General features: G+C 43.1%; 16 protein-coding genes and 2 pseudogenes. 12 read left to right on the top strand and 6 right to left on the bottom strand.

Annotated features, from left to right (window positions below):
• Positions 1 to 321: 321 nt before the first annotated feature.
• The gene (locus AC3CHU_RS05360; RefSeq protein WP_488525471.1) at positions 322 to 2,412 is read left to right on the top strand and encodes a S9 family peptidase; all 2,091 of its coding nucleotides are present in this window, start codon (positions 322 to 324) and stop codon (positions 2,410 to 2,412) included.
• A gap of 169 nt (positions 2,413 to 2,581) precedes the next feature.
• Positions 2,582 to 3,388, top strand: coding sequence for an exodeoxyribonuclease III (xthA, locus tag AC3CHU_RS05355; RefSeq protein WP_065204914.1), 807 nt, complete (start codon positions 2,582 to 2,584; stop codon positions 3,386 to 3,388).
• 82 nt (positions 3,389 to 3,470) lie between these two features.
• On the opposite strand, the gene AC3CHU_RS05350 is transcribed toward xthA, so the two are convergent.
• From AC3CHU_RS05350 to AC3CHU_RS05335, 4 genes are all read right to left on the bottom strand, one after another.
• Positions 3,471 to 4,148, bottom strand: coding sequence for an ABC transporter permease (locus AC3CHU_RS05350; protein ID WP_004736535.1), 678 nt, complete (start codon positions 4,146 to 4,148; stop codon positions 3,471 to 3,473).
• A gap of 2 nt (positions 4,149 to 4,150) precedes the next feature.
• The gene (locus AC3CHU_RS05345; protein WP_171314136.1) at positions 4,151 to 4,891 is read right to left on the bottom strand and encodes an ABC transporter permease; all 741 of its coding nucleotides are present in this window, start codon (positions 4,889 to 4,891) and stop codon (positions 4,151 to 4,153) included.
• A 79-nt stretch (positions 4,892 to 4,970) separates the two neighbouring features.
• Positions 4,971 to 5,741: an ABC transporter substrate-binding protein gene (locus AC3CHU_RS05340; protein WP_017078148.1), complete on the bottom strand. Its 771-nt coding sequence runs from the start codon at positions 5,739 to 5,741 to the stop codon at positions 4,971 to 4,973.
• A gap of 224 nt (positions 5,742 to 5,965) precedes the next feature.
• On the bottom strand, positions 5,966 to 6,736 hold the full coding sequence (locus AC3CHU_RS05335) for an ABC transporter ATP-binding protein (RefSeq protein WP_004736532.1): 771 nt from the start codon (positions 6,734 to 6,736) through the stop codon (positions 5,966 to 5,968).
• A 790-nt stretch (positions 6,737 to 7,526) separates the two neighbouring features.
• Between AC3CHU_RS05335 and AC3CHU_RS05330 the strand changes: the two genes are divergently transcribed.
• The 5 genes from AC3CHU_RS05330 to AC3CHU_RS05310 all read left to right on the top strand — a co-directional run bounded on the left by AC3CHU_RS05330 (position 7,527) and on the right by AC3CHU_RS05310 (position 14,646).
• Positions 7,527 to 9,068 carry a DUF3360 family protein gene (locus AC3CHU_RS05330; protein WP_017083998.1) on the top strand — a complete coding sequence of 514 codons (1,542 nt, stop codon included), beginning with the start codon at positions 7,527 to 7,529 and terminating at the stop codon, positions 9,066 to 9,068.
• A 307-nt stretch (positions 9,069 to 9,375) separates the two neighbouring features.
• Positions 9,376 to 11,652, top strand: coding sequence for a formate C-acetyltransferase (pflB, locus tag AC3CHU_RS05325; RefSeq protein ID WP_054547272.1), 2,277 nt, complete (start codon positions 9,376 to 9,378; stop codon positions 11,650 to 11,652).
• A gap of 202 nt (positions 11,653 to 11,854) precedes the next feature.
• Positions 11,855 to 12,856: a lipid A deacylase LpxR family protein gene (locus tag AC3CHU_RS05320; protein WP_054547271.1), complete on the top strand. Its 1,002-nt coding sequence runs from the start codon at positions 11,855 to 11,857 to the stop codon at positions 12,854 to 12,856.
• 164 nt (positions 12,857 to 13,020) lie between these two features.
• Positions 13,021 to 13,761: a pyruvate formate lyase 1-activating protein gene (pflA, locus tag AC3CHU_RS05315; RefSeq protein ID WP_488525192.1), complete on the top strand. Its 741-nt coding sequence runs from the start codon at positions 13,021 to 13,023 to the stop codon at positions 13,759 to 13,761.
• A 384-nt stretch (positions 13,762 to 14,145) separates the two neighbouring features.
• Positions 14,146 to 14,646: a YfbU family protein gene (locus AC3CHU_RS05310; RefSeq protein WP_004736527.1), complete on the top strand. Its 501-nt coding sequence runs from the start codon at positions 14,146 to 14,148 to the stop codon at positions 14,644 to 14,646.
• Positions 14,647 to 14,751: 105 nt separating this feature from the next.
• On the opposite strand, the pseudogene AC3CHU_RS05305 reads toward AC3CHU_RS05310, so the two are convergent.
• Positions 14,752 to 14,889 (bottom strand): annotated as a pseudogene (locus AC3CHU_RS05305) (MipA/OmpV family protein); the annotation flags it as partial.
• A 393-nt stretch (positions 14,890 to 15,282) separates the two neighbouring features.
• Here AC3CHU_RS05305 and AC3CHU_RS05300 point away from each other — a divergent pair.
• Positions 15,283 to 15,852, top strand: coding sequence for an outer membrane beta-barrel protein (locus AC3CHU_RS05300; RefSeq protein ID WP_004736526.1), 570 nt, complete (start codon positions 15,283 to 15,285; stop codon positions 15,850 to 15,852).
• A 27-nt stretch (positions 15,853 to 15,879) separates the two neighbouring features.
• A pseudogene (locus tag AC3CHU_RS05295) lies at positions 15,880 to 15,942 on the top strand (prepilin-type N-terminal cleavage/methylation domain-containing protein); the annotation flags it as partial.
• Between the two features lie 197 nt (positions 15,943 to 16,139).
• Here the strand turns inward: AC3CHU_RS05295 and AC3CHU_RS05290 are convergent.
• On the bottom strand, positions 16,140 to 16,895 hold the full coding sequence (locus AC3CHU_RS05290; RefSeq protein WP_183091193.1) for a MipA/OmpV family protein: 756 nt from the start codon (positions 16,893 to 16,895) through the stop codon (positions 16,140 to 16,142).
• Positions 16,896 to 17,249: 354 nt separating this feature from the next.
• On the opposite strand from AC3CHU_RS05290, the gene AC3CHU_RS05285 reads away from it, so the two are divergent.
• The 3 genes from AC3CHU_RS05285 (at position 17,250) to AC3CHU_RS05275 (ending at position 22,112) form a co-directional block, all read left to right on the top strand.
• Positions 17,250 to 19,184, top strand: coding sequence for a PrkA family serine protein kinase (locus tag AC3CHU_RS05285; RefSeq protein ID WP_004736581.1), 1,935 nt, complete (start codon positions 17,250 to 17,252; stop codon positions 19,182 to 19,184).
• Between the two features lie 82 nt (positions 19,185 to 19,266).
• The gene (locus AC3CHU_RS05280) at positions 19,267 to 20,538 is read left to right on the top strand and encodes a YeaH/YhbH family protein (protein WP_488525191.1); all 1,272 of its coding nucleotides are present in this window, start codon (positions 19,267 to 19,269) and stop codon (positions 20,536 to 20,538) included.
• Between the two features lie 11 nt (positions 20,539 to 20,549).
• On the top strand, positions 20,550 to 22,112 hold the full coding sequence (locus AC3CHU_RS05275; RefSeq protein ID WP_146455931.1) for a SpoVR family protein: 1,563 nt from the start codon (positions 20,550 to 20,552) through the stop codon (positions 22,110 to 22,112).
• Positions 22,113 to 22,138: the final 26 nt, after the last annotated feature.

Here is a 22,138-nt window from a genome sequence, read left to right as displayed (position 1 = left end):
CCAAACAACGAAGAGGGACATACTGAAAAGTGTGTCCCTTTTTTGTTTCACATTTATTCCTTCCACTCTCACTTATCAGCAATTTCATTTAACATTACTTTGATTTTTTGAAAACAATAACAGACACTTACGCTGAAAGTGCCTATCCAGAATCCAATTATAAATAACATCACTGGAAGAACCCAAGTTCAGATTACAAAGGATGCTGGCATTAAAACGAGTAAGGTGCACACTAAGGAAATACAGATGCGTTTCGCTTTAACCACATTAGCCGTATCGGTCGCGCTTGTCGCCGGATGCAGCAATCAAGGAATAACAACCATGGACCACAACTCTCCATCGCAACTCATCGCACATCAAACCCAAGCCCCCGTAGCTAAGAAAGTCCCTCATGCAATGACGATTCATAGTGATACCCGAATCGATGATTATTACTGGATGCGTGATGATGAACGCCAAGACCCAGAGATCTTGCAGCATCTTGAGCAAGAGAACCATTACGCAGAGGCCGTGCTGAAACACACTGAAGCATCACAAGAACAGTTATTTGAAGAGATCAAAGGGCGAATCGCAAAAGACGACAATTCAGTACCGGTTCGCAAAGGCAGCTACTTCTATTCGAATGAAGTCACAGGTGACAACGAATACCCCGTTCACTTACGTGCAAAAGACTTTGCAGGCGCAGACAAGCAAATCATTTTAGACGTTAACGCACTGGCAAAAGAACATGAATTCTTCAGTGTTGGTGGCTTGACGATCAGTCCAAACGAAAACTTGTTGGCCTATGGCGAAGATACGCTTAGCCGCCGAATCTACACCATCAAGATTAAAGACCTCACGACAGGTGAATATCTGAAAGATGAAATTGAAGGTGCCTCGAGTGCAATTGCATGGCAAAACGACAACCAAGCCTTCTACTACATCAAGAAAGATCCACAAACATTGCTGGGTTACCAAGTTTTACGACATGTATTGGGCACACCTCAGACAAGCGATGAGCTAATCTACGAAGAAACCGACAGCGCTTACTACACCTCTTTGAGTAAAAGCAAAGACGGTGAACAGGTCTACATTTGGCACTCGAGCACTGAAACCAGTGGTGTTTCGATCATTGATGCCAACAACCCAAACGCGAAAGCAGAACCTTTCTACCCACGAGAGGCTGGCATCGAGTACAGCATCGCTAAGCTAGATGATTGGTATTACATCGACACCAACTACCAAGCCGTCAACTTCCGTTTAATGAAAGTAAACACGGCAGACATGCATGACCGCTCAAAATGGGTCGATGTCATCCCAGCAGACGACGGCACTCAACTTATAGATTTCGAACTGTTTGATGACCATCTTGTTTACGAACAACGTGCGAATGGCTTGTCTACCGTGAAAGTTCGCCAACTATCAACAGGTAACGAGTTCCCACTTGAATTTAACGACACCGCATTTGCCGCTTACCTAACGAGTAACTACGAATTAGATAACTCAAAAGTTCGTGTCTATTACAGCAGCTTAACCACGCCAGGTACTTACTATGATTTCGATCTAAGTACAGGTGAACCTGAGCTAATGAAGCAGACACCCGTATTAGGTGATTTCGAAGCGGATAACTACCAATCAGAGCGAATCATGGTAACGGCTCGCGATGGTAAGCAAGTTCCTGTCTCTTTGGTTTATCGTAAAGATTTATTCAAGAAAGACGGCACTAACCCTATCTATCAATACGGCTATGGCTCTTACGGCCACACAATCGAACCAACCTTTGGATCGGCTCGCCTCAGCTTACTTGATCGCGGATTCGTTTATGCTATCGCACATATTCGTGGTTCAGAAATGCTTGGTCGCCCTTGGTATGAAGATGGCAAGAAACTGACCAAACAAAACACGTTCAACGACTTTATTGATGTAACCAAAGGGCTTGTTGAAGAAGGTTACGGCGCAAAAGATAAAGTATTTGCGGTAGGCGGCTCAGCGGGCGGTCTATTGATGGGCGCAATCATCAACCAAGCACCAGAACTGTACCGTGGTATTGGTGCACATGTTCCGTTTGTAGACGTGGTGACGACTATGCTTGATGAATCAATTCCTCTCACCACCAACGAGTATGACGAATGGGGCAACCCCAACGATAAAACCTACTACGATTACATGCTAGGCTACTCGCCATATGACAATGTGAAAGTTCAAAGCTACCCGAACATGTTAGTAACAACAGGTCTGCATGACTCACAAGTACAGTACTTTGAACCAATGAAGTGGGTGGCGAAACTGCGTGAAATGAAAACAGACAATAATGTATTGTTGTTCAAAACCGATATGGAAGCTGGTCACGGCGGGGCTTCTGGTCGATTTAAACGACTCAAAGAAGACGCACTTGAATACGCCTTCTTTTTAGACTTGCTAAAAACTCAGTAGGCTCAACGTAACTGTAGGCATTCACACCATTTAACGTCGCCATTTTGTCTTTATAAAGTGGCGACAGAAATTATTGAGCATGGTTAAATACAATGAACCATGAAATCAACCAAATCAAAAAATCTTTGAAAACTCGCAGTACAAAGGTTTCCGAGAGGTATAAAAACAAATGAAAGTAATTAGCTTTAATATCAACGGCCTTAGAGCCCGCCTTCATCAACTGCAAGCGATTATCGACAAACACCAACCCGACGTGATTGGTCTTCAAGAGATTAAAGTGCACGATGAAGCCTTCCCGCTCACTGATGTTGAAGCGATGGGTTACAAGGTTTACTTCCATGGCCAAAAAGCGCACTACGGTGTAGCTATGCTGTGTAAACAAGAGCCTATCTCTGTGCAGAAGGGGTTTCCTACTGACAATGAAGACCATCAAAAGCGCATGATCATGGCGACGTTTGAAGACGAAAACGGTGAAAAAGTTACCGTGCTTAATGGCTACTTCCCTCAAGGGGATAACATTAAGCATGAAACCAAATACCCGTATAAGCGTGAGTTCTACAAAGACTTAATGACGTACCTGAACGATTACCACAACAAAGATGAACAAGTGATCGTAATGGGCGACATTAATATCAGCCCTACCGATATTGATATCGGTATTGGTGAACCTAATGCGAAACGTTGGTTGAAAACAGGTAAGTGTTCTTTCCAACCAGAAGAGCGCGAATGGTTGAAAACACTGATGGATTGGGGTTTTGTGGACAGCTTCCGTTTACTACACCCTGAAGTGAACGATCAATACTCGTGGTTTGATTACCGCTCAAAAGGCTTCGTAGACAACCGTGGTCTGCGTATTGATGTGGTCCTAGCAACTCAAAAGCTTGCTGACAAATGTACTGAAGCGGGCATCGACTACGAGCTACGCGGTATTGAAAAACCATCAGACCACGCTCCGATTTGGTCGACGTTTAAATAGTCATTTTTAGGTAACAAAGTCTGCTCATTAAAAACGGCGCTATAGAAGCGCCGTTTTTTTAACTATGATTTGTAACGTGTGATTAGCTAAGTGGTCTTAAGTAAGCTAAGAAACGTTTCTCTGCGAATTTGAAAATCGCAATGATGATAAACGTTAACCCCATGTAGAATAGGCCTGCTGTTAAGAACGATTCAAATGGTGCGTAGTAACGTGAGTTAACCAAACGGGCAGCACCAGTTAGATCCATAATGGTTACGATACCTGCTACCGCCGAACCATGAAGCATAAAGATAACTTCATTACTGTAAGCTGGTAATGCTCGACGTAAAGCGCTTGGAAGAATGATACGGCGGTATGTCTTGGGTGTGCTCATACCATAAGCTTTTGCTGCTTCAACCTCACCTTTCGGTAAGCCGTTGATAGCGCCACGAATGATTTCAGCGGTATAAGCCGACGTGTTCAGAATAAACGCGACCAATGCACAGAACCATGCGTTTTCCCATAGGGTATCTTTTACAGGGAAGAACTGATCCATTCCGTAGTAAATCAGGTACAACTGCACCAATAATGGCGTACCACGGAAGAAATAGATGAACGACCAAGCTGGAGCGTTAATCAGCATATTTGGGCTGTTACGAGCAATAGCTAATGGTATTGCTACACATAAGCCAATGATCAAAGCGACGCAAACCATCCAAGCCGTTGTCCATAAACCACTAAGGTAAATCGGCAGGCTTTCAATTATCAATGAAAAGTCCATAACTACCTCGCGTGGATACTGAATTTACGTTCAACCAACTTAAGCAAGCCCGTCGAAACACTGGTGAAGAATAGGAAAATAAGAGCCACTGTCATATAAAAGGTAAATGGCATTTTGGTTGAACCAGCAGCCAATGCACTAACACGTACCATGTCCTCTAGGCCGATAATCGAAACCAACGCGGTGGTCTTAAGTAGAACCAACCAGTTGTTACCAAAACCCGGCAGTGCGTGACGAATCATTTGAGGTAACAGAACACGGCGGAACGCTAAGACGGGTCCCATGCCGTAGGCCTTTGCCGCTTCCATCTCACCGCTGTCGACAGCCATGATTGCACCACGGAAAGTTTCAGCCATGTAAGCACCAAAGATAAAGCCAATGGTTAAGACACCAGCAATGAATGGGCTGACATCGATATAATCAGGTAAGTAAGCTGTCCATTCATGGTTAGGATCACTTGATGTGAACCACTCATTGAGCCACTCATTGATGGAATACAAACTGTTGTTTAAAAGGATTTGTCCACCAAAGAAAATCAGCATCATCAAGACGAGATCGGGGATGCCTCGAATGACAGTTGTGTAGAGGGTTGCAATTGCACGAGCCCAGCGATAAGGCGCAAGTTTTGCTAAGGCACCTAGCATACCAAGAACCATAGCTAAAATTAGCGACAGCAAGGCAACTTCGATTGTAAGCACCGCCCCTTTCAGGATCGAAGCTTCATATCCTTGTAAATCAAACATAATGAATTCCAACAGAACTGCGAAAAAGTTGGTAAGACAGGGAGAGGAGAACCTCTCCCTTAAGAATTGACGCTAGATATTACTGACCGTATACGTCGTAGTTGAAGTATTTAGCTGCGATATCTTGGTAGATGCCTTTTTCACGTAGTGAAAGGATTGCCGCATCTAATTGCTTAGTCAGATCTTTGTCTTGCTTACGTAGAGCAATACCAAAACCATCGCCGAACCATTTAGGATCTGTTAGTGATGGGCCAACAAACTCGTAGTCTTCACCACCCGCTTTGTTTAGTACGCCCTCTTCTAGAGCCGATGCATCACCCAGTACAGCAGCAACACGACCGTTAGCTAGATCAAGGTAAGCTTCATCGAATGAACCGTAACGAACGATTTCTACTGTGTCACCGTAGTTGTCTGTTAGGTACTTATCGTGAGTTGTTGCACGTTGAACGGCAATTTTTTGACCGCTTAGATCATCGAAGTTAAGGCCTGCACCTTTTTTAGCGATGAACTTGTTTGGGATAAGTGCGTATTTACCAGTGAAGTCGATCTTTTTCTTACGCTCTTCCGTGATAGACATTGCCGCGATGATCGCATCATATTTACGAGCAAGTAGAGAAGGAATAATGCCATCCCAATCTTGTGCAACGATCTTACACTGCACCTGCATTTCGGTACAAAGCGCGTTAGCCATATCAACATCGAAGCCTTTTAGTGAACCGTCAGCTTCTGTCCAGCTAAATGGAGGGTAAGCACCTTCAATACCGAAGCGTACTGTTTTCCATTCTTTTGCTTGAGCTACGCCCGTTGCAGCAGTTGCAGCAAGTGCCGCGACTAATAACCACTTTTTCATATCCCTACTCCTGTGATTTAGGTTTTTATGTTTTGCTAATTTTAATATTGTGTTTGTTGTTACTTATTAACTTACTTGTTGTGTTTTATTGTTCATACCGTCGCCATTTTCCTTAGCGGCGGTATTTCAATCTTGATTCGTCTGAACGCTTTGCTTTGTCTTTAAGAAGCCATCTATTTTCTACTTCTCTACTGCTAGTAGAAGCCCATCTAACGTTTAGAACATTAATAGATAGAAGAGATAAACTGTTGTAATCGCTCAGATTCAGGTTCTGTAAACAGTTTAGCTGGATCGCCCTGTTCTTCCACTAGACCTTGATGTAAGAACATCACATGGTTCGATACGTCACGAGCGAAAGCCATTTCATGTGTTACCACAAGCATGGTTCTGCCCTCTTCTGCTAGATCGCGCATTACACCAAGCACTTCGCCTACTAACTCAGGGTCTAATGCCGATGTTGGTTCATCAAACAGCATAACTTCAGGATCAACCGCTAGCGCTCGCGCAATAGCAGCACGCTGTTGTTGTCCGCCAGACAAGTGACCCGGGTAGTAATCTTTACGCTCGTACAGACCGACTTTCTTCAGTAGTAACTCTGCATTTTCAATCGCTTGCGCTTTAGGTACACCTAAGACGTGAACAGGCGCTTCGATAACATTTTCGAGAACGGTCAGGTGAGACCACAGATTGAAACCCTGAAAAACCATCGCTAGGCGAGAACGGATTCGCTGTACTTGTTTTTCATTGGCAGGAACTGAAACACCTTGGCGGTTGTTTTTCATTTGAATTAATTCGCCATTAACCCAAATTTCGCCGGCGGTAGGTGTCTCTAAAAGGTTGATACATCTAAGGAAAGTACTTTTACCAGACCCAGAAGATCCGATAATCGAGACTACATCGCCTTTATGCGCAGAAAGTGAAATTCCCTTTAAAACTTCATTTTGACCAAACGTTTTGTGTAGATCCTTTATGTCCAGCGCTGGTACATCTTTCATGCGCTTTCTCTCCCAAGTTTGTGAAAATGCAAGGTACTCCGACCTTTTCATGCGATACAAACTAGCACCACACGGAATAACATGCAACAAATTATTAACCTAATAATTTGGAATAAATAGCGATTCACTCTGACTTATTATGCAAAAGGTAGCGTTTTCACCTCAATTTAATGAATGAGTTCTATCAATAAGTCGTAATTACCACTCTTACATTGTTTAAATAAAGTTAATCAAAATGAGATTCTCGTAGCCTGATAGCTCACAAGAAAAACACGTTTTGTGAACTTAGAAACATCGCTGCCGAAAACATGCAACCAGAGCATTCAGCGCACCCCCTCCATCAATCACAGTTCTGTTTGAAGTCATTACATTGTAAGTATGTCAAAAGGAATGGATGACAATCGAATAATAGTGAAATAACTCAGTACGCGTTAAGCATTCAGCTAATACCATAGCGGGAGAGGTTCAAAGAAGATTGGAAAACGTCAGTTTGTGAAAACAAATTACACTTTTTATCAACGGTACGTTAATGAATCGCTGCGTTTTGTAGCTTTCTTTCACATACACTCATAAAGTGATCAAGATCAATCACCCTAAAGGGTAAGCTTGTTAGACTCCTCAATACAAAATAAGGCATTAAAAATGCCAAACATTTCTTTTAACTTAGCTGCATAAAGCACATCAAAACCGTGCAACATAGTGTTAATAAGTTATAACTAAGAAATAACGCAATTACGCGAACTTATTTAATTCAATTTTAGAATTACTAACATAAAAATATGAGGAATCTATGTCAGACGTTGTGAATAATGCGAACTCTGAAGTAGAAGAGAAAAGCTATAAAGAGCTACACCGCCCTTCTTCGGAATTTGAGAGCCGCTCAGATTATCTAGATCACGAACTTCAAATCATGAAGCCTCGCCGCTTCGGTCTAAACCTTCCAGGCCGTGATTTCCGTTTTGAACTTGAAGACCTTGTTCCTGCACTTGCTGGTACCATCGGTATCATCGCGATGTACTCAGCAGTAATGATGTCTTGGGCTGATGGCCTAACCCAAGCTTGGGATCACGTAAACCTAGGTAAAGACTTCGCAATTGAAGTCGCTCGTGTAGAAATGCTTATTCCTGCACTGCTGTTCTGTATTCTTGCTTCTGGTTTCTTCAACCCTAAAGCAAACCTTGCCGGTAACCACGGCCCAATGATCCCTCTTATTGGTACCATCGCTCTCGCTGGTGCTCACCCTCTTGCATTGGCAATCCTTATCGGTGTCTTCGGTCTAATCCTAAGTTTCCTAAAAGGCGGCTCCAAGCTGGTTAACCTGACTTCGGAAGGTACCGCTGGCGGCTTACTCATTTTCTTAGGCCTAACAGGCACCATGAGCCAAATTAACTCGATTCAAGCATGGGCGGTTGGTCTTCAATCTTCTACTGTTGAAGCAGGCAGCATGGGTTACGTTGGTTTAATCGTTCTTGCTATTACGATTGCTATCTACGCTTTCTTAGCAAAAGTGAACAAGCGTTGGTTGGCTATCCCAGTTTGTGCATTCACAGGCCTTGCTATTGCATTAGCACTAGGTGCTGGTTTCGATATCGTATTCGAAACTGAAATGGGTATTCCAAACCTAAACCCAGTTTACTGGTGGGGTTCTACTTCTGAAGGTTGGATGCTTGGCTTGCCAAACGTTGAACACTTCATTGCTTCTTTACCATTCGCAATTCTTGCCGTAGCAATGTGGTCGCCAGATTTCCTAGGTCACCGTATCTTCCAAGAACTGAACTACCCTAAACGTTCTGAAAAAGTTCTGATGGATGTTGATGACACAATGACTATGTGTTCAGTTCGTCAAATGGTGGGTACTGCAGTTGGTGGTGGTAACATCACTTCTTCTTGGGGTACTTACATGATCCCAGCAGCAATTGCAAAACGTCCAATTCCTGGCGGCGCAATCTTGCTTGGTTCTTTATGTATTATTGTTGCGATTCTTGGTTTCCCAATGGACGTAGCTGTATGGCCACCAGTGATGCGTGTTGCGCTGCTTGTAGGTGTATCTCTGCCTCTACTTGAAGCGGGTATGCAAATGGTTAAGGATTCAAAAGATTCTCAAGCAGCTGGTATCTGTATCTTCGGTTCTGCGGTTGTTAACCCAGTATTAGCATGGGCACTGACTATGCTTCTAGATAATAACGGTCTAATTGGTGATAAAGAGCGTGCGAAGCGTCTATCATTTGTAGACAAGATTGTTATCCCAGTTGGCGTTTTGGTTATCTGTTTAGTCGCAATGCTTGCAGTTGGTATGCTAGAAAGTCAATATGGCCTAAAAGCTTGGCTATAATGGTTCTAACTACACAAAAGTAGTATTGGTATTAAAAAAAAGTTTGGGTGGCAACCCCTGCCACCCATTTTTTTTCAACTTTTTTTGGCATTTATTGATTTAGTTTAAGGTTTACAGAAATTTTTTAGCGTAGTCTTGAATACATAGAGTAAAGACAACATATAAAAGGTAGTGACAATATATATAACCATATGATGCGAATATGCTCATATATATTGTTATTAATAAGAGTGTACTACCCTTACGAGGGGCGCTGGCTCAACAGTGTTAATGTACGTATTTTTTCTACTAAAAAGGTAGGTATGTCATGGCAGAGCAATTTGCTAAAGCTTGGGAAGATTTTGCTGCAGGTGAGTGGCAAAGCGAAGTAAACGTTCGTGATTTCATTCAAAAGAACTACACGCCGTATGAAGGCGACGAGTCTTTCCTAGTTTCTGAGGGTACTGAAGCAACTAACAAGCTTTGGTCTTCGGTAATGGAAGGTATCAAACAGGAAAACGCAACTAAAGCACCTGTAGATTTCGATACTTCTGTTATCTCTACCATTACTGCTCACGATGCAGGTTACATTGAGAAAGATCTTGAGACTATCGTTGGTCTACAAACTGAGAAGCCACTAAAACGTGCAATCATCCCTAACGGTGGTGTACGTATGGTTGAAGGTTCTTGTAAAGCATACGGTGAAACTCTTGACCCAATGGTTTCAAAAATCTACTCAGAATACCGCAAAACACACAATGCTGGCGTTTTCGATATCTACACTCCTGATATCCTAAAATGTCGTAAGTCTGGTGTTCTGACTGGTCTTCCTGATGCTTACGGCCGTGGTCGTATCATTGGTGACTACCGTCGTGTTGCACTATACGGTATCAACTTCCTAATGAAAGACAAAGCGGCTCAATTCGCATCTCTACAAGAGCGTTTCGAGAACGGCGAAGATCTTTCTGCAACAATGCAATTGCGTGAAGAGATCTCTGAGCAACATCGTGCTCTAGGTCAAATCAAGCAAATGGCTGAGAAATACGGTTTCGATATCTCTGAGCCAGCTCAAACTGCTCAAGAAGCTATCCAGTGGACTTACTTCGGCTACCTAGCTGCTGTTAAGTCTCAAAACGGTGCTGCAATGTCTCTAGGTCGTACTTCGACTTTCCTAGACATCTACATCGAGCGTGATATCGCTGCTGGCAAAATCACAGAAGACCAAGCACAAGAGATGATCGACCACTTCGTAATGAAGCTGCGTATGGTTCGTTTCCTACGTACTCCTGAGTACGATGAGCTATTCTCTGGCGACCCAATCTGGGCTACAGAGTCTATGGGTGGTATGGGTGTTGATGGTCGTACGCTAGTAACGCGTTCGAACTTCCGTTTCCTTAACTCTCTATACACTATGGGGCCTTCTCCAGAGCCAAACATCACGGTTCTTTGGTCAGAGCAACTGCCTGACGGCTTCAAGCGTTTCTGTGCGAAGGTATCTATCGATACTTCTTCTATCCAGTACGAAAATGATGACCTAATGCGTCCTGATCTTGGTTCTGATGATTACGCAATCGCTTGTTGTGTATCACCAATGATCGTTGGTAAGCAAATGCAGTTCTTCGGCGCTCGTGCTAACCTTGCAAAAACTATGCTTTACGCAATCAACGGCGGCGTTGATGAGAAGCTTAAGATGCAAGTTGGTCCAGTTGGCGACAAGATCACTGACGAAGTACTTAACTACGATGACGTAATGGGTCGCCTAGACACATTCATGGATTGGTTAGCTAAGCAATACGTGACAGCTCTAAACAGCATTCACTTCATGCACGACAAGTACAGCTACGAAGCGTCTCTAATGGCTCTTCATGACCGTGATGTTCGTCGTACTATGGCTTGTGGTATTGCCGGTCTGTCTGTTGCTGCTGACTCACTGTCTGCAATTAAGTTTGCTAAAGTGAAGCCAATCCGTGATGAAGACGGTATCGCAACTGACTTCGAAATCGAAGGCGATTACCCTAAATACGGTAACAACGACTCTCGTGTAGATGACATTGCTTGTGAACTAGTTTCTACGTTCATGAACAAGATCCGTAAGCTTAAGACTTACCGTGATTCAATCCCTACACAGTCAGTTCTTACTATCACGTCTAACGTGGTATACGGTAAGAAGACAGGTAACACTCCAGACGGTCGTCGTGCTGGCGCTCCTTTCGCTCCTGGTGCTAACCCAATGCACGGTCGTGATGAGAAAGGCGCTGTAGCTTCACTAACGTCTGTAGGTAAACTACCGTTTGCTGACGCACAAGATGGTATCTCTTACACTTTCTCTATCGTGCCAAACGCGCTAGGTAAAGAACAAGACAGCCAACGTGCTAACCTTGCAGGCCTAATGGATGGTTACTTCCACCACGAAGCTGGCATTGAAGGTGGTCAACACCTTAACGTTAACGTTCTTAACCGCGAAACTCTTGAAGACGCAGTTAAGCACCCTGAGAAATACCCTCAGCTAACGATTCGTGTTTCTGGTTACGCTGTACGCTTCAACTCTCTAACTACAGAGCAGCAAGCTGACGTAATCGCACGTACATTTACTGAGTCTCTATAAGCTCACGCTAAATAGATAAGTAAAATAATATTAGCCCCGCCAATGTGCGGGGCTTTTTTATATCATCCAGAAATTTATTATTTCGTCTTCACTATACGAAACGTCAGATTGAGCAAAAAACCCGTCATCTATTCACTTTTTTTTCACACCTAAACTCTAATTACGGTACTATCTTGGTTCATAATTTAAGAGTAACTGCTCCATGAAATACCTGCGTTGTTTACCCCTGCTCCTTCTCTCTTTTTCATCTTTAGCATCTGAGCGTTCTACGCTAACTTTCGCTTTAGATAATGATGGTATTTTTGGTGTCGACCAAGACTATACCAACGGCTTATTTCTGGGTTACACATCGTCAAGTATTACGCCATACAATTGGGTGAAACCATTGAGTCTCTCTTACTGGGGCGCAAGCTCTCTAGATAAATGGGAAATCACCATTGGCCACAAGATGTATACGCCTTCTGATATTGAGTTAGAAACGCCATCGGCTAATGACCGCCCATACGCAGGTTACCTACATACAGAATTCAACTACATCAGTTTGAACCCACAACAAGCCCAACGTTTTAACATTACCTTCGGTACAACAGGCGAACGTGCACTGTCTGAAGATGCTCAAAAGTTGGTTCACTCGATCACAAAATCAGATGAGCCTATGGGTTGGGAATATCAGGTTGACGATGAGTGGGCGGGGAGCGTTGGTTACTTAAGCCATTTCAACCTAATGCGTAATCAAGCATTGGCGAATACTGACTACGAGATCTCTAACGTTTCAGAGATCAATGTGGGCAACTTTAGAAGTGATATCCAAACGGGCTTCATGTTCCGTTGGGGTACCGACTTAGGTGGTAACTTTGGCGCGGCTAACATCAGCACTGAAAACCCATTTAAAGCTGGCATGATTGGCGCATCCAATACGGGTTGGTTTACCTATGCTGGCCTCGAAGGGCGTTACCGATTTAACGACCTGACTATCGAAGGTGATCGCTCTGGTGTTGACGAATACGCAAATAAAAACAACGAAAACCCTGCGATCTACGATGTGACATTAGAGAACATCCAAGCGACAGCCGTACTGGGTTTTGCTTGGTATAACCAATACGTTGGTGCCTCTTTCGCGCTAACGGCCAAAACGCCTGATTACAAAGAAGCGAAAGAATCGATTTATACCACTGGTGGCATAACTATGTTTGCTTTCTTCTAACCACCAGTAAGGGCTTTCGTCCTTTACTTTTCCAGTTTAATACAGGCAATCATCTTCACCGGTGATTGCCTTTATTTTTAAAGGCCTCGTTACCATTTGACCCTATTTTATGTACCGTTTTTGTAATAAAATACACGGTATAAATTCCTCTACGAGAATAGCTCATGTCTACAACTGGTCGCATTCACTCATTCGAATCTTGTGGTACTGTCGATGGCCCTGGTATCCGCTTCATTGTGTTTCTTCAAGGCTGCTTAATGCGTTGTATGTACTGCCATAACCGCGATACATGGGATCTTCATGACGGAAAGGAAGTAACGGTCGAAGAGATCATCAACGAAGCAAAATCATACCGTCATTTCATGAAAGCATCGGGCGGTGGTATCACCTGTTCTGGTGGTGAAGCGATGCTACAACCTGAGTTTGTTCGTGACTTTTTCCAAGCGGCGCAAGCTGAAGGCATTCACACTTGTCTTGATACTAATGGCTACATTCGTAAGCACACTGAAGTGGTCGATGAAGTACTAGAAGCCTCTGATCTAGTGATGTTGGATCTTAAACATATGCGAGATGAGATACACCACGATTTCATTGGCGTATCAAACAGACGTACTCTGGATTTTGCACGCTACCTGCATAAAATCGGTAAGAAGACGTGGATTCGTTACGTGATAGTTCCTGGCTACACGGATACGCCTGAAGATGCTCATCTTCTTGGTGAATTAATTAAAGACATGGATAACATCGAGAAAATAGAACTGCTTCCATACCACAAGCTTGGTGCTCATAAATGGGAAGCGCTTGGTTATGACTACCCTCTTGAAGGTACAAATCCGCCAAGCAAAGAGAAAATGGACGAGATTGTTGCTGTTCTAAGCCAGTACCATTCAAACGTAAAGTACTAATCTAGACTTACGTTCATAGTGTTTTTAAACGCCTCAATTTCGATTGGGGCGTTTTCTTTTATGATTATACCAATCGTAGTAAATAGTTGGTCATCCTAGCTGGTTAAAACGCTCAATAACTGCGTTAGAAATTTTGATTGTAGAATAACCACTTATCGAAACTTTCTGCCTTGTTCTCAAGCCTTTTTCCTGCGCTATTTATGATCACTTATTTACTGTGATTGGTATTAAAATAATCCTTTCACTTTTCTTTACAACTTTTGTTTATCAATTCAAAAAATCATATTAAATCCGTGTTGAGATCATGTTTCCACTCGTAGGAATGCTGTTACTCTTACTGCAACAAAAGAATATAACATTTAGTTTTTTAGTGAGGCTTCTCCCATGGAAATGACCAATGCTCAGCGTCTAATTCTATCAAATCAATACTACCTAATGTCTCAAATGGATCCTGAGAACTCCGCTAAATACCAACGTCTACAAACGGTTGTAGAGCGTGGTTACGAACTTCAAATGCGTGAACTTAATAAAGAATTTGGCTGTTTGACTGAAGCCGAGTGTCGCGAAGTTATCGACATCATGGAGATGTACCATGCCATGCAAGAGTCGAACAAAATGCTAGCAGAACAAGAACGTGCTGAAGTAGACCAACGTCGCCTACAGTTCCTAGGTTTTGATATCGCTTCTGAAGCTCAGAGCGTACATTACGTACGTTTCCTTGTTGATTCTGAAGGTCTTTACCCTCAATTCGACAAAGCAGATCACCACTTCAATAGCCAAATGCCAATGCTAGAGAAATACCGCCGCATGCTAACAACATGGCGCAACTGCCCTCGTCAGTACCACCTATGTGCGACAGAGCTATCTCAAATCTTTAGCGCTTAATACATTTATTGATCAGCTCTAACTTTTAAAAAGTTTCAAAAAAGGGTTACTCATCATGAGTAACCCTTTTTTAATGTCCGCATTTAGAGAGAGAAACCAAAGCAACTAGAAGACGTAAGCAACACCGACGTTTGCAGCCATGTTAATGCCACTTTCAAGTATTGGGCTGTTCTCAATATCACCTTCAAGGTTGGTATAACGAACACCGTCGGTTATTCGAACATTTGACGTCACATGTATGTAGATAGTCCACTTTCAGAAGTGGGCTTTTTTATATCAAAGCGCAAGTAACGATGTTGTGTAAGTCTGCAGATAATGAATATTCACAAACAGAAAACGGGACTTATGAAGCGATGTGGATAAAAAGTGTACTTCAGATACAGAAAACGCAAATGAATCATAAAGATAAGATATTAAATGTGGAACCATTTCCAATTAATTTCTCTGATATCGCCCTTTAACCAACGAACACAAACCTAGTATTTATAACCAATTAAGTCATTCATCTTTATTAATTCCACTTCGAAAAATTTAATACAAATTAAAAACCATCGATCGATTTTGAACGGTGTTTTTTATTTTAAATAAAATAGCTAGAATGCTCCCCGAAATTTATTAACCAGAGCGATAAACAAAATGAGAAAATTCATCCTTGCATCACTAGCTATCATGTCTACTTCAGCTTTCGCAGCTAACGAAATGTACGTACTTGGCGGCGTTGGCATTAACGAAGACGACACAGGCGCACAATTCACTGTTGGTTCACAAGTTCTTGATACAAACTTTTATTTAGAATCAACCATGAATTACATCGATTCAGATATCAGCGATGTTACTTCAGACGTAAACGGCGACCTAACTAAGCACAAGGGCGATTACCAACACTTCAAAATGTCTCTAGCGCCAATGTATAAATATAGTTTCGATGAATCTTTTGCTATCTACGGTAAAGTTGGTCTTGCTTACTCAAACTTTAATTCTAAATCAACGATCACTGATAAAGATGGCTCAGTGAATAACAAGCATTCAAATAGTGAATGGGGGGCAACTTACGGTATCGGTGCTGAATTTAAGTCAGTGCAACCAATGTTTGGTAACTCGAAGTTTATGGCACGTGTTGGTTTTGATTGGTACGACTTCAGCTCAGGTGGTCTAAATCTAGGCAGTGACGGCACTCTAGGTCTACAGGCCGGTTTCACTTTCTAAGGTATGAAGTAGAAAGGTTTTACACTAATTGAGCTGATCATCGTTATTGCTATTCTTGGTATCTTAGCGTTAACCGCTGCCCCAAGTTTTTAAACCACTGGGTGAAGAGTTTGGTAGTAAATTGATTTGTAGAAAAGTCACTGGTGGGAGCTAAATCTAGCCATGTCTTTCCTTGATTCGATTCGATTACTGTAATAATCGGTCGGTACTTCGCATAAATAAAAAGGGTTACTCATCATGAGTAACCCTTTTTTAATGTCCGCATTTAGAGAGGGAAACCAAAGCAACTAGAAGACGTAAGCAACACCGACGTTTGCGGCCATGTTGATGCCACTTTCAAGTATTGGGCTGTTCTCAATATCACCTTCAAGGTTGGTATAACGAACGCCACCAGTGACCCGGATATTTGGCGTCACATGCAAGTAACCGCCTAAACTAATAAAGTACTGACCATCCCAGTCTGCATCGAACTCATTCAAATTAGTTCTCGACGCTTCTGCTGAACTCACCCCGTATAAGTGGTTATTCAAGCGCTCACTGTTATAAGCATAACCAATAGAGGGTGTAATCGCCCACCCATTGCGACGAATCGGTAAACGCCATGCAGCTTCCGCATAGATACCATTATGCCTAAACCCTAAGTCAGAGCCTGCTGTCGCTTCAAACATCCCGACCAAGGTGATCACTTGGTAGCTAATGCCACCTAATACTGATGCTTTACGTTCATCTAACTTTTGAATATCAACGTTATCAGAATCACCCGGCTTTAATGTTCTAGAATCATAAACCGCTCGAAACACAATATTCTGTGGTGAGCCCGCAGGAAGTAAGCGATAACCTGCACTGAATCCACGCATGAAAAAGTGCTCACCTTCATAGCCAATCATAGGAATCACAGCGCGGTTTGACGGTGTATCTTTATAGACAGCAGGAGAATAAGAAGCGGCAACGCCCAGTGACCACTGTGATATTTTTGCATGTGTTGCTGTCGAAGCCAGTAACGCAACACTGATAGCCACTATTTTTAACCCATAATTCTTCACTACATCTACCTATTTATTGAGCAATTTTTGATAACGCTGCGCATTATATGGTACTTCATTCCGGTAAATCAATAGAGCTCAGTTATACATCTAATACACATAAATCCAGTGTGAGTATTATTAAGCGACCTAAAATCACAAAACAAACGGCTAGATCCCCTCGAATGTAAAATAATTGGATTCTACACGCCTCAAGTTGCCTATTGCGCTCGCTAGGTTTTTCACACGCAAAATTGTAAATAAATACATAATTGTTAAGCAAAATTGTGCAAGCGGGTCTAATCTTAAAATGTAGGGAGAGCCTATTTTTCAATCGCTCATCAGTTTTGACTGGTTAACAAGGGGAATGTGACTATGAGTATTTTTGACCACTATCAATCACGTTATGAAGCAGCCAAGGAAGAAGAGCTCACATTGCAAGAGTTCTTAGGGCTGTGTAAAGACGATAAAAGTGCTTACGCTAACGCTGCTGAGCGCTTACTACTGGCCATCGGCGAACCGGAGGTTATAGACACCGCTCAAGACCCCCATCTAAGTCGTATTTTCTCGAACCGTGTCATATCGCGCTACAGCGAATTTAAAGATTTCTATGGCATGGAAGATGCGATTGAACAGATTGTTTCTTACCTAAAACACGCAGCACAAGGCTTAGAAGAACGTAAACAGATCCTTTACCTACTTGGCCCTGTGGGTGGTGGTAAATCATCCCTTGCTGAAAAGCTAAAAGCACTGATGCAAAAACTGCCAATCTATGTGCTGTCTGCTGACGGTGAGCGAAGCCCTGTAAATGATCACCCCTTCTGTCTATTCGACGTAAACGAAGATGGCGATCTTTTGAAACAAGAGTACGGAATAGAGAAGCGCTACATACGCTCTATCATGTCACCTTGGGCGGCAAAACGCCTCCATGATTTCGGTGGTGATATATCTAGATTCAAAGTCATCAAACTACGCCCTTCGATTCTCGACCAAGTTGCGATCGCGAAGACAGAGCCTGGTGATGAAAACAACCAAGATATTTCGTCTCTGGTTGGTAAAGTCGATATTCGTAAACTTGAGCACTTCTCTCAAGATGATCCCGATGCCTACAGCTACTCTGGTGCGCTCTGTAAAGCCAACCAGGGTGTGATGGAATTCGTAGAGATGTTCAAGGCGCCAATCAAAGTCTTGCACCCACTCTTAACGGCAACGCAAGAAGGTAACTTCAACGGTACCGAAGGGCTTTCTGCACTGCCATTTGACGGTATGATTCTGGCTCACTCAAATGAATCTGAGTGGCAGACCTTCCGTAACAACAAAAACAACGAAGCCTTCCTCGACCGTGTGTACATTGTAAAAGTCCCTTACTGTCTGCGCGTCTCTGAAGAGGTTAAGATCTACCAGAAACTGCTTGAGCACAGTGAGCTATCCAAAGCCCCTTGTTCGCCAAGCACACTCGATCTGCTCTCGCAATTCAGTATCTTATCGAGACTGAAAGAGCCTGAAAACTCTTCTCTGTTCTCAAAAATGCGTGTTTACGATGGTGAAACTCTAAAAGACACCGATCCAAAAGCGAAGAGTTACCAAGAGTACCGAGATTATGCTGGCGTTGACGAAGGAATGTCTGGGCTATCAACGCGTTTCGCCTTTAAGATTCTTTCTCGAGTGTTCAACTTCGACCAAGCCGAAGTGGCGGCAAACCCGGTTCACTTGTTCTACGTAATTGAACAGCAAATCGAACGTGAGCAGTTCCCTCAAGAAACCGCTGAAAAGTACCTTGAGTTCTTGAAAGGATACTTAGTACCACGTTACGTAGAGTTCATTGGTAAAGAAATTCAGACCGCTTACCTAGAGTCTTACTCTGAGTACGGACAGAATATCTTCGACCGCTATGTCACCTACGCTGACTTCTGGATTCAAGACCAAGAGTACCGCGATCCAGAAACAGGCCAGCTATTTGACCGTGCTTCTCTGAATGGTGAACTAGAGAAAATCGAGAAAACAGCCGGGATCAGTAACCCTAAAGACTTCCGAAATGAGATTGTGAACTTTGTGCTTCGTGCCAAAGCCAACAATAACGGTCAAAACCCAGTTTGGACAAGCTACGAGAAACTGCGCACTGTGATTGAGAAGAAAATGTTCTCCAACACAGAAGAGCTACTTCCTGTTATTTCGTTCAATGCTAAGACCTCAACGGATGATCAGAAAAAACACGACGACTTCGTTGCTCGTATGATGGAAAAAGGCTACACCGAGAAACAAGTTAGACTGCTATCCGAGTGGTACCTAAGAGTTCGTAAATCCTCATAACCAAACTGTACTGAGCTGTTCAAGTGAGCAGCTCGTACATAATAAAAAGTAGGATCGCGACATCAGCTGAGAGGGAGTTCTTATGGCACAATTTATCGATCGGAGGCTCAATGGCAAAAATAAGAGTGCTGTGAATAGACAGCGTTTCTTACGACGCCATAAAGAGCAAATCAAAGAATCAGTGGCCGATGCAGTCAACCGACGCTCAATCACCAATACTGAAACCGGTGAAGACGTCACTATTCCCCATAAAGACATCAAAGAGCCAAGCTTTCACCAAGGTCAAGGCGGCGTAAGAGAACGCGTTCACCCAGGTAATGACCAGTTCATCACGGGCGATAAAATTGAACGTCCTAAAGGTGGCGGTCAAGGTGGTGGCGCAGGCCAGGGGGACGCAAGCCCTGATGGCGAAGGCCAAGATGAATTTACATTCCAAATTTCAAAAGATGAATATCTTGATATTCTCTTTGAAGATTTAGCTCTTCCTAATCTAGAGAAGAATCAGGTCAACAAAATCACCGAATGGAAGACACATCGCTCTGGTTATCAAAGCGCGGGAATTCCTTCCAACATTGCTATCGTTCGTTCACTGCAGCAATCTCTGGCTCGTAGAACCGCGATGACCGCAGGTAAAAAGCGCGAGCTTAACCTACTGATGGAGCAGCTTGACCAAGTTAAAATGACGGAACCAGCACAACCCTTTGAAGAAAGTCGTTTAAAAGAAGAGATTGCCGAGTTACGTAAAAAAATTGAAAGCGTGCCATTCATTGATACTTTCGATTTACGCTACAAAAACTATGAGAAGCGCCCTATTCCATCTAGCCAAGCGGTCATGTTCTGCTTAATGGATGTGTCGGGTTCAATGGACCAAGCAACCAAAGACATCGCTAAGCGCTTTTATGTGTTGCTCTACCTGTTCTTGAACCGTACTTATGAAAACGTCGATGTGGTGTTTATTCGTCACCATACTCAGGCTAAAGAAGTCGACGAGCATGAGTTCTTCTACTCACAAGAGACTGGTGGCACCATCGTTTCCAGTGCACTGAAATTAATGAAAGAGATTGTCGCAGACCGCTATCCTGCAAATGAGTGGAACATCTATGCAGCACAAGCTTCTGATGGAGATAACTGGGCTGATGACTCTCCTCGTTGTAAAGAGCTATTAGTCAATACACTTCTGCCAACTTGCCAATATTACTCTTACATCGAGATTACGCGCCGTTCACACCAAACACTTTGGCATGAATACGAGAAGCTAGAAGCGAGCTTCGATAACTTCGCCATGAAGAACATTAAAACGGTGGATGATATTTTTCCTGTGTTTAGAGAACTGTTCCAGAAAGAGACAGCGTAAGGGGGCTTGCCATGACAGCGAAATCAAACGTTGCAGAAAAAGACAAAGCTACACAGAAGAGAAACGACAAGATGCTGCCTGATGGTCCAGATTGGACATTCAACCTATTGGAACAATATCACGTAGAAATTAAGCGTGTGGCTCAGCATTACCGTTTAGATACTTACCAGAACCAAATTGAAGTGATTACTTCTGAGCAGATGATGGATGCATACTCGAGCATCGGTATGCCGATCAATTACAATCACTGGTCATTTGGCAAAAAATTTATTCAAACCGAGCAAAACTACAAGCACGGCCAAATGGGATTAGCGTACGAAATCGTGATCAATTCAGATCCTTGTATCGCATATCTGATGGAAGAGAACACGGTCACGATGCAAGCGTTGGTAATGGCTCATGCTTGTTACGGCCATAACTCTTTCTTTAAGGGCAACTACCTGTTCCAAACCTGGACCGATGCCAGTTCCATCATCGACTACCTATTATTCGCTAAAAAATACATTACCGATTGTGAAGAAAAATACGGTGTTGCCGAAGTCGAACAACTTCTCGACTCTTGTCATGCCCTCATGAATTACGGCGTAGACAGATACAAACGCCCTGAGAAGATTTCCATAGCTGAAGAGACAGCAAGGCAAGAAGAACGTGAAGCGTACCTGCAATCTCAAGTCAATGAGCTGTGGAGAACTGTGCCTAAAAATCAAGACAAGGAAAAAGAGACCAAAATCCGCTTCCCTAGCGAGCCTCAAGAAAACATTCTCTACTTTATCGAGAAGAACGCACCACTACTTGAACCTTGGCAGCGTGAGTGTGTTCGCATTGTTCGCAAGGTGAGCCAATACTTCTACCCTCAAAAGCAAACTCAAGTAATGAACGAAGGCTGGGCAACCTTCTGGCACTACACCATTCTTAACCACCTTTACGACGAAGGCTTGGTGAGTGACAAGTTCATATTAGAATTCCTACACAGCCACACCAGCGTGGTCGCACAGCCCGCCTACAACAGCCCTTATTTCAGCGGGATAAACCCTTATGCGCTTGGCTTTGCGATGTTTAGAGACATCCGACGTATCTGTGAAGAACCAACCGATGAAGACAAAGAGTGGTTCCCTGAGTTAGCCGGAAGTGATTGGCTAGAAGCGGTGCACTTTGCCATGCACAATTTCAAAGATGAAAGCTTTATCAGCCAATATCTTTCACCAAAGATCATTCGAGACTTTAAACTGTTCTCTGTGCTCGACGACGACCGCAAAAACACCATTGAGATAAGTGCTATTCACGATGACCCAGGCTATCGCTTGATTCGTGAAAAGCTTGCGGCTCAATACAATCTAAGTAACCTTGAACCGAATATTCAGGTGTTTAACGTCGATGTTCGTGGTGATCGCTCGATGACACTGCAGTATGTGCCTCACGGCCGTATCCCGCTTGATAAAGGCTACGACGAAGTGATGAAACATCTCTATCGTTTATGGGGCTTTGATGTAATTTTGGAGGAGGTCAAAGATACTGGTCATAGAGAAATTCTGACCACTTGTCCAAAACGCAATGATTATGGAGCAAAGATTTAATACCAGCCACAAGAAGTAAGTGGTTG

This window comes from Vibrio sp. QJM3NY_39, from assembly GCF_057785895.1.
The sequence above is the reverse complement of the archived record's forward strand: the minus strand, read 5'-3'. Positions and strand labels throughout refer to the sequence as shown.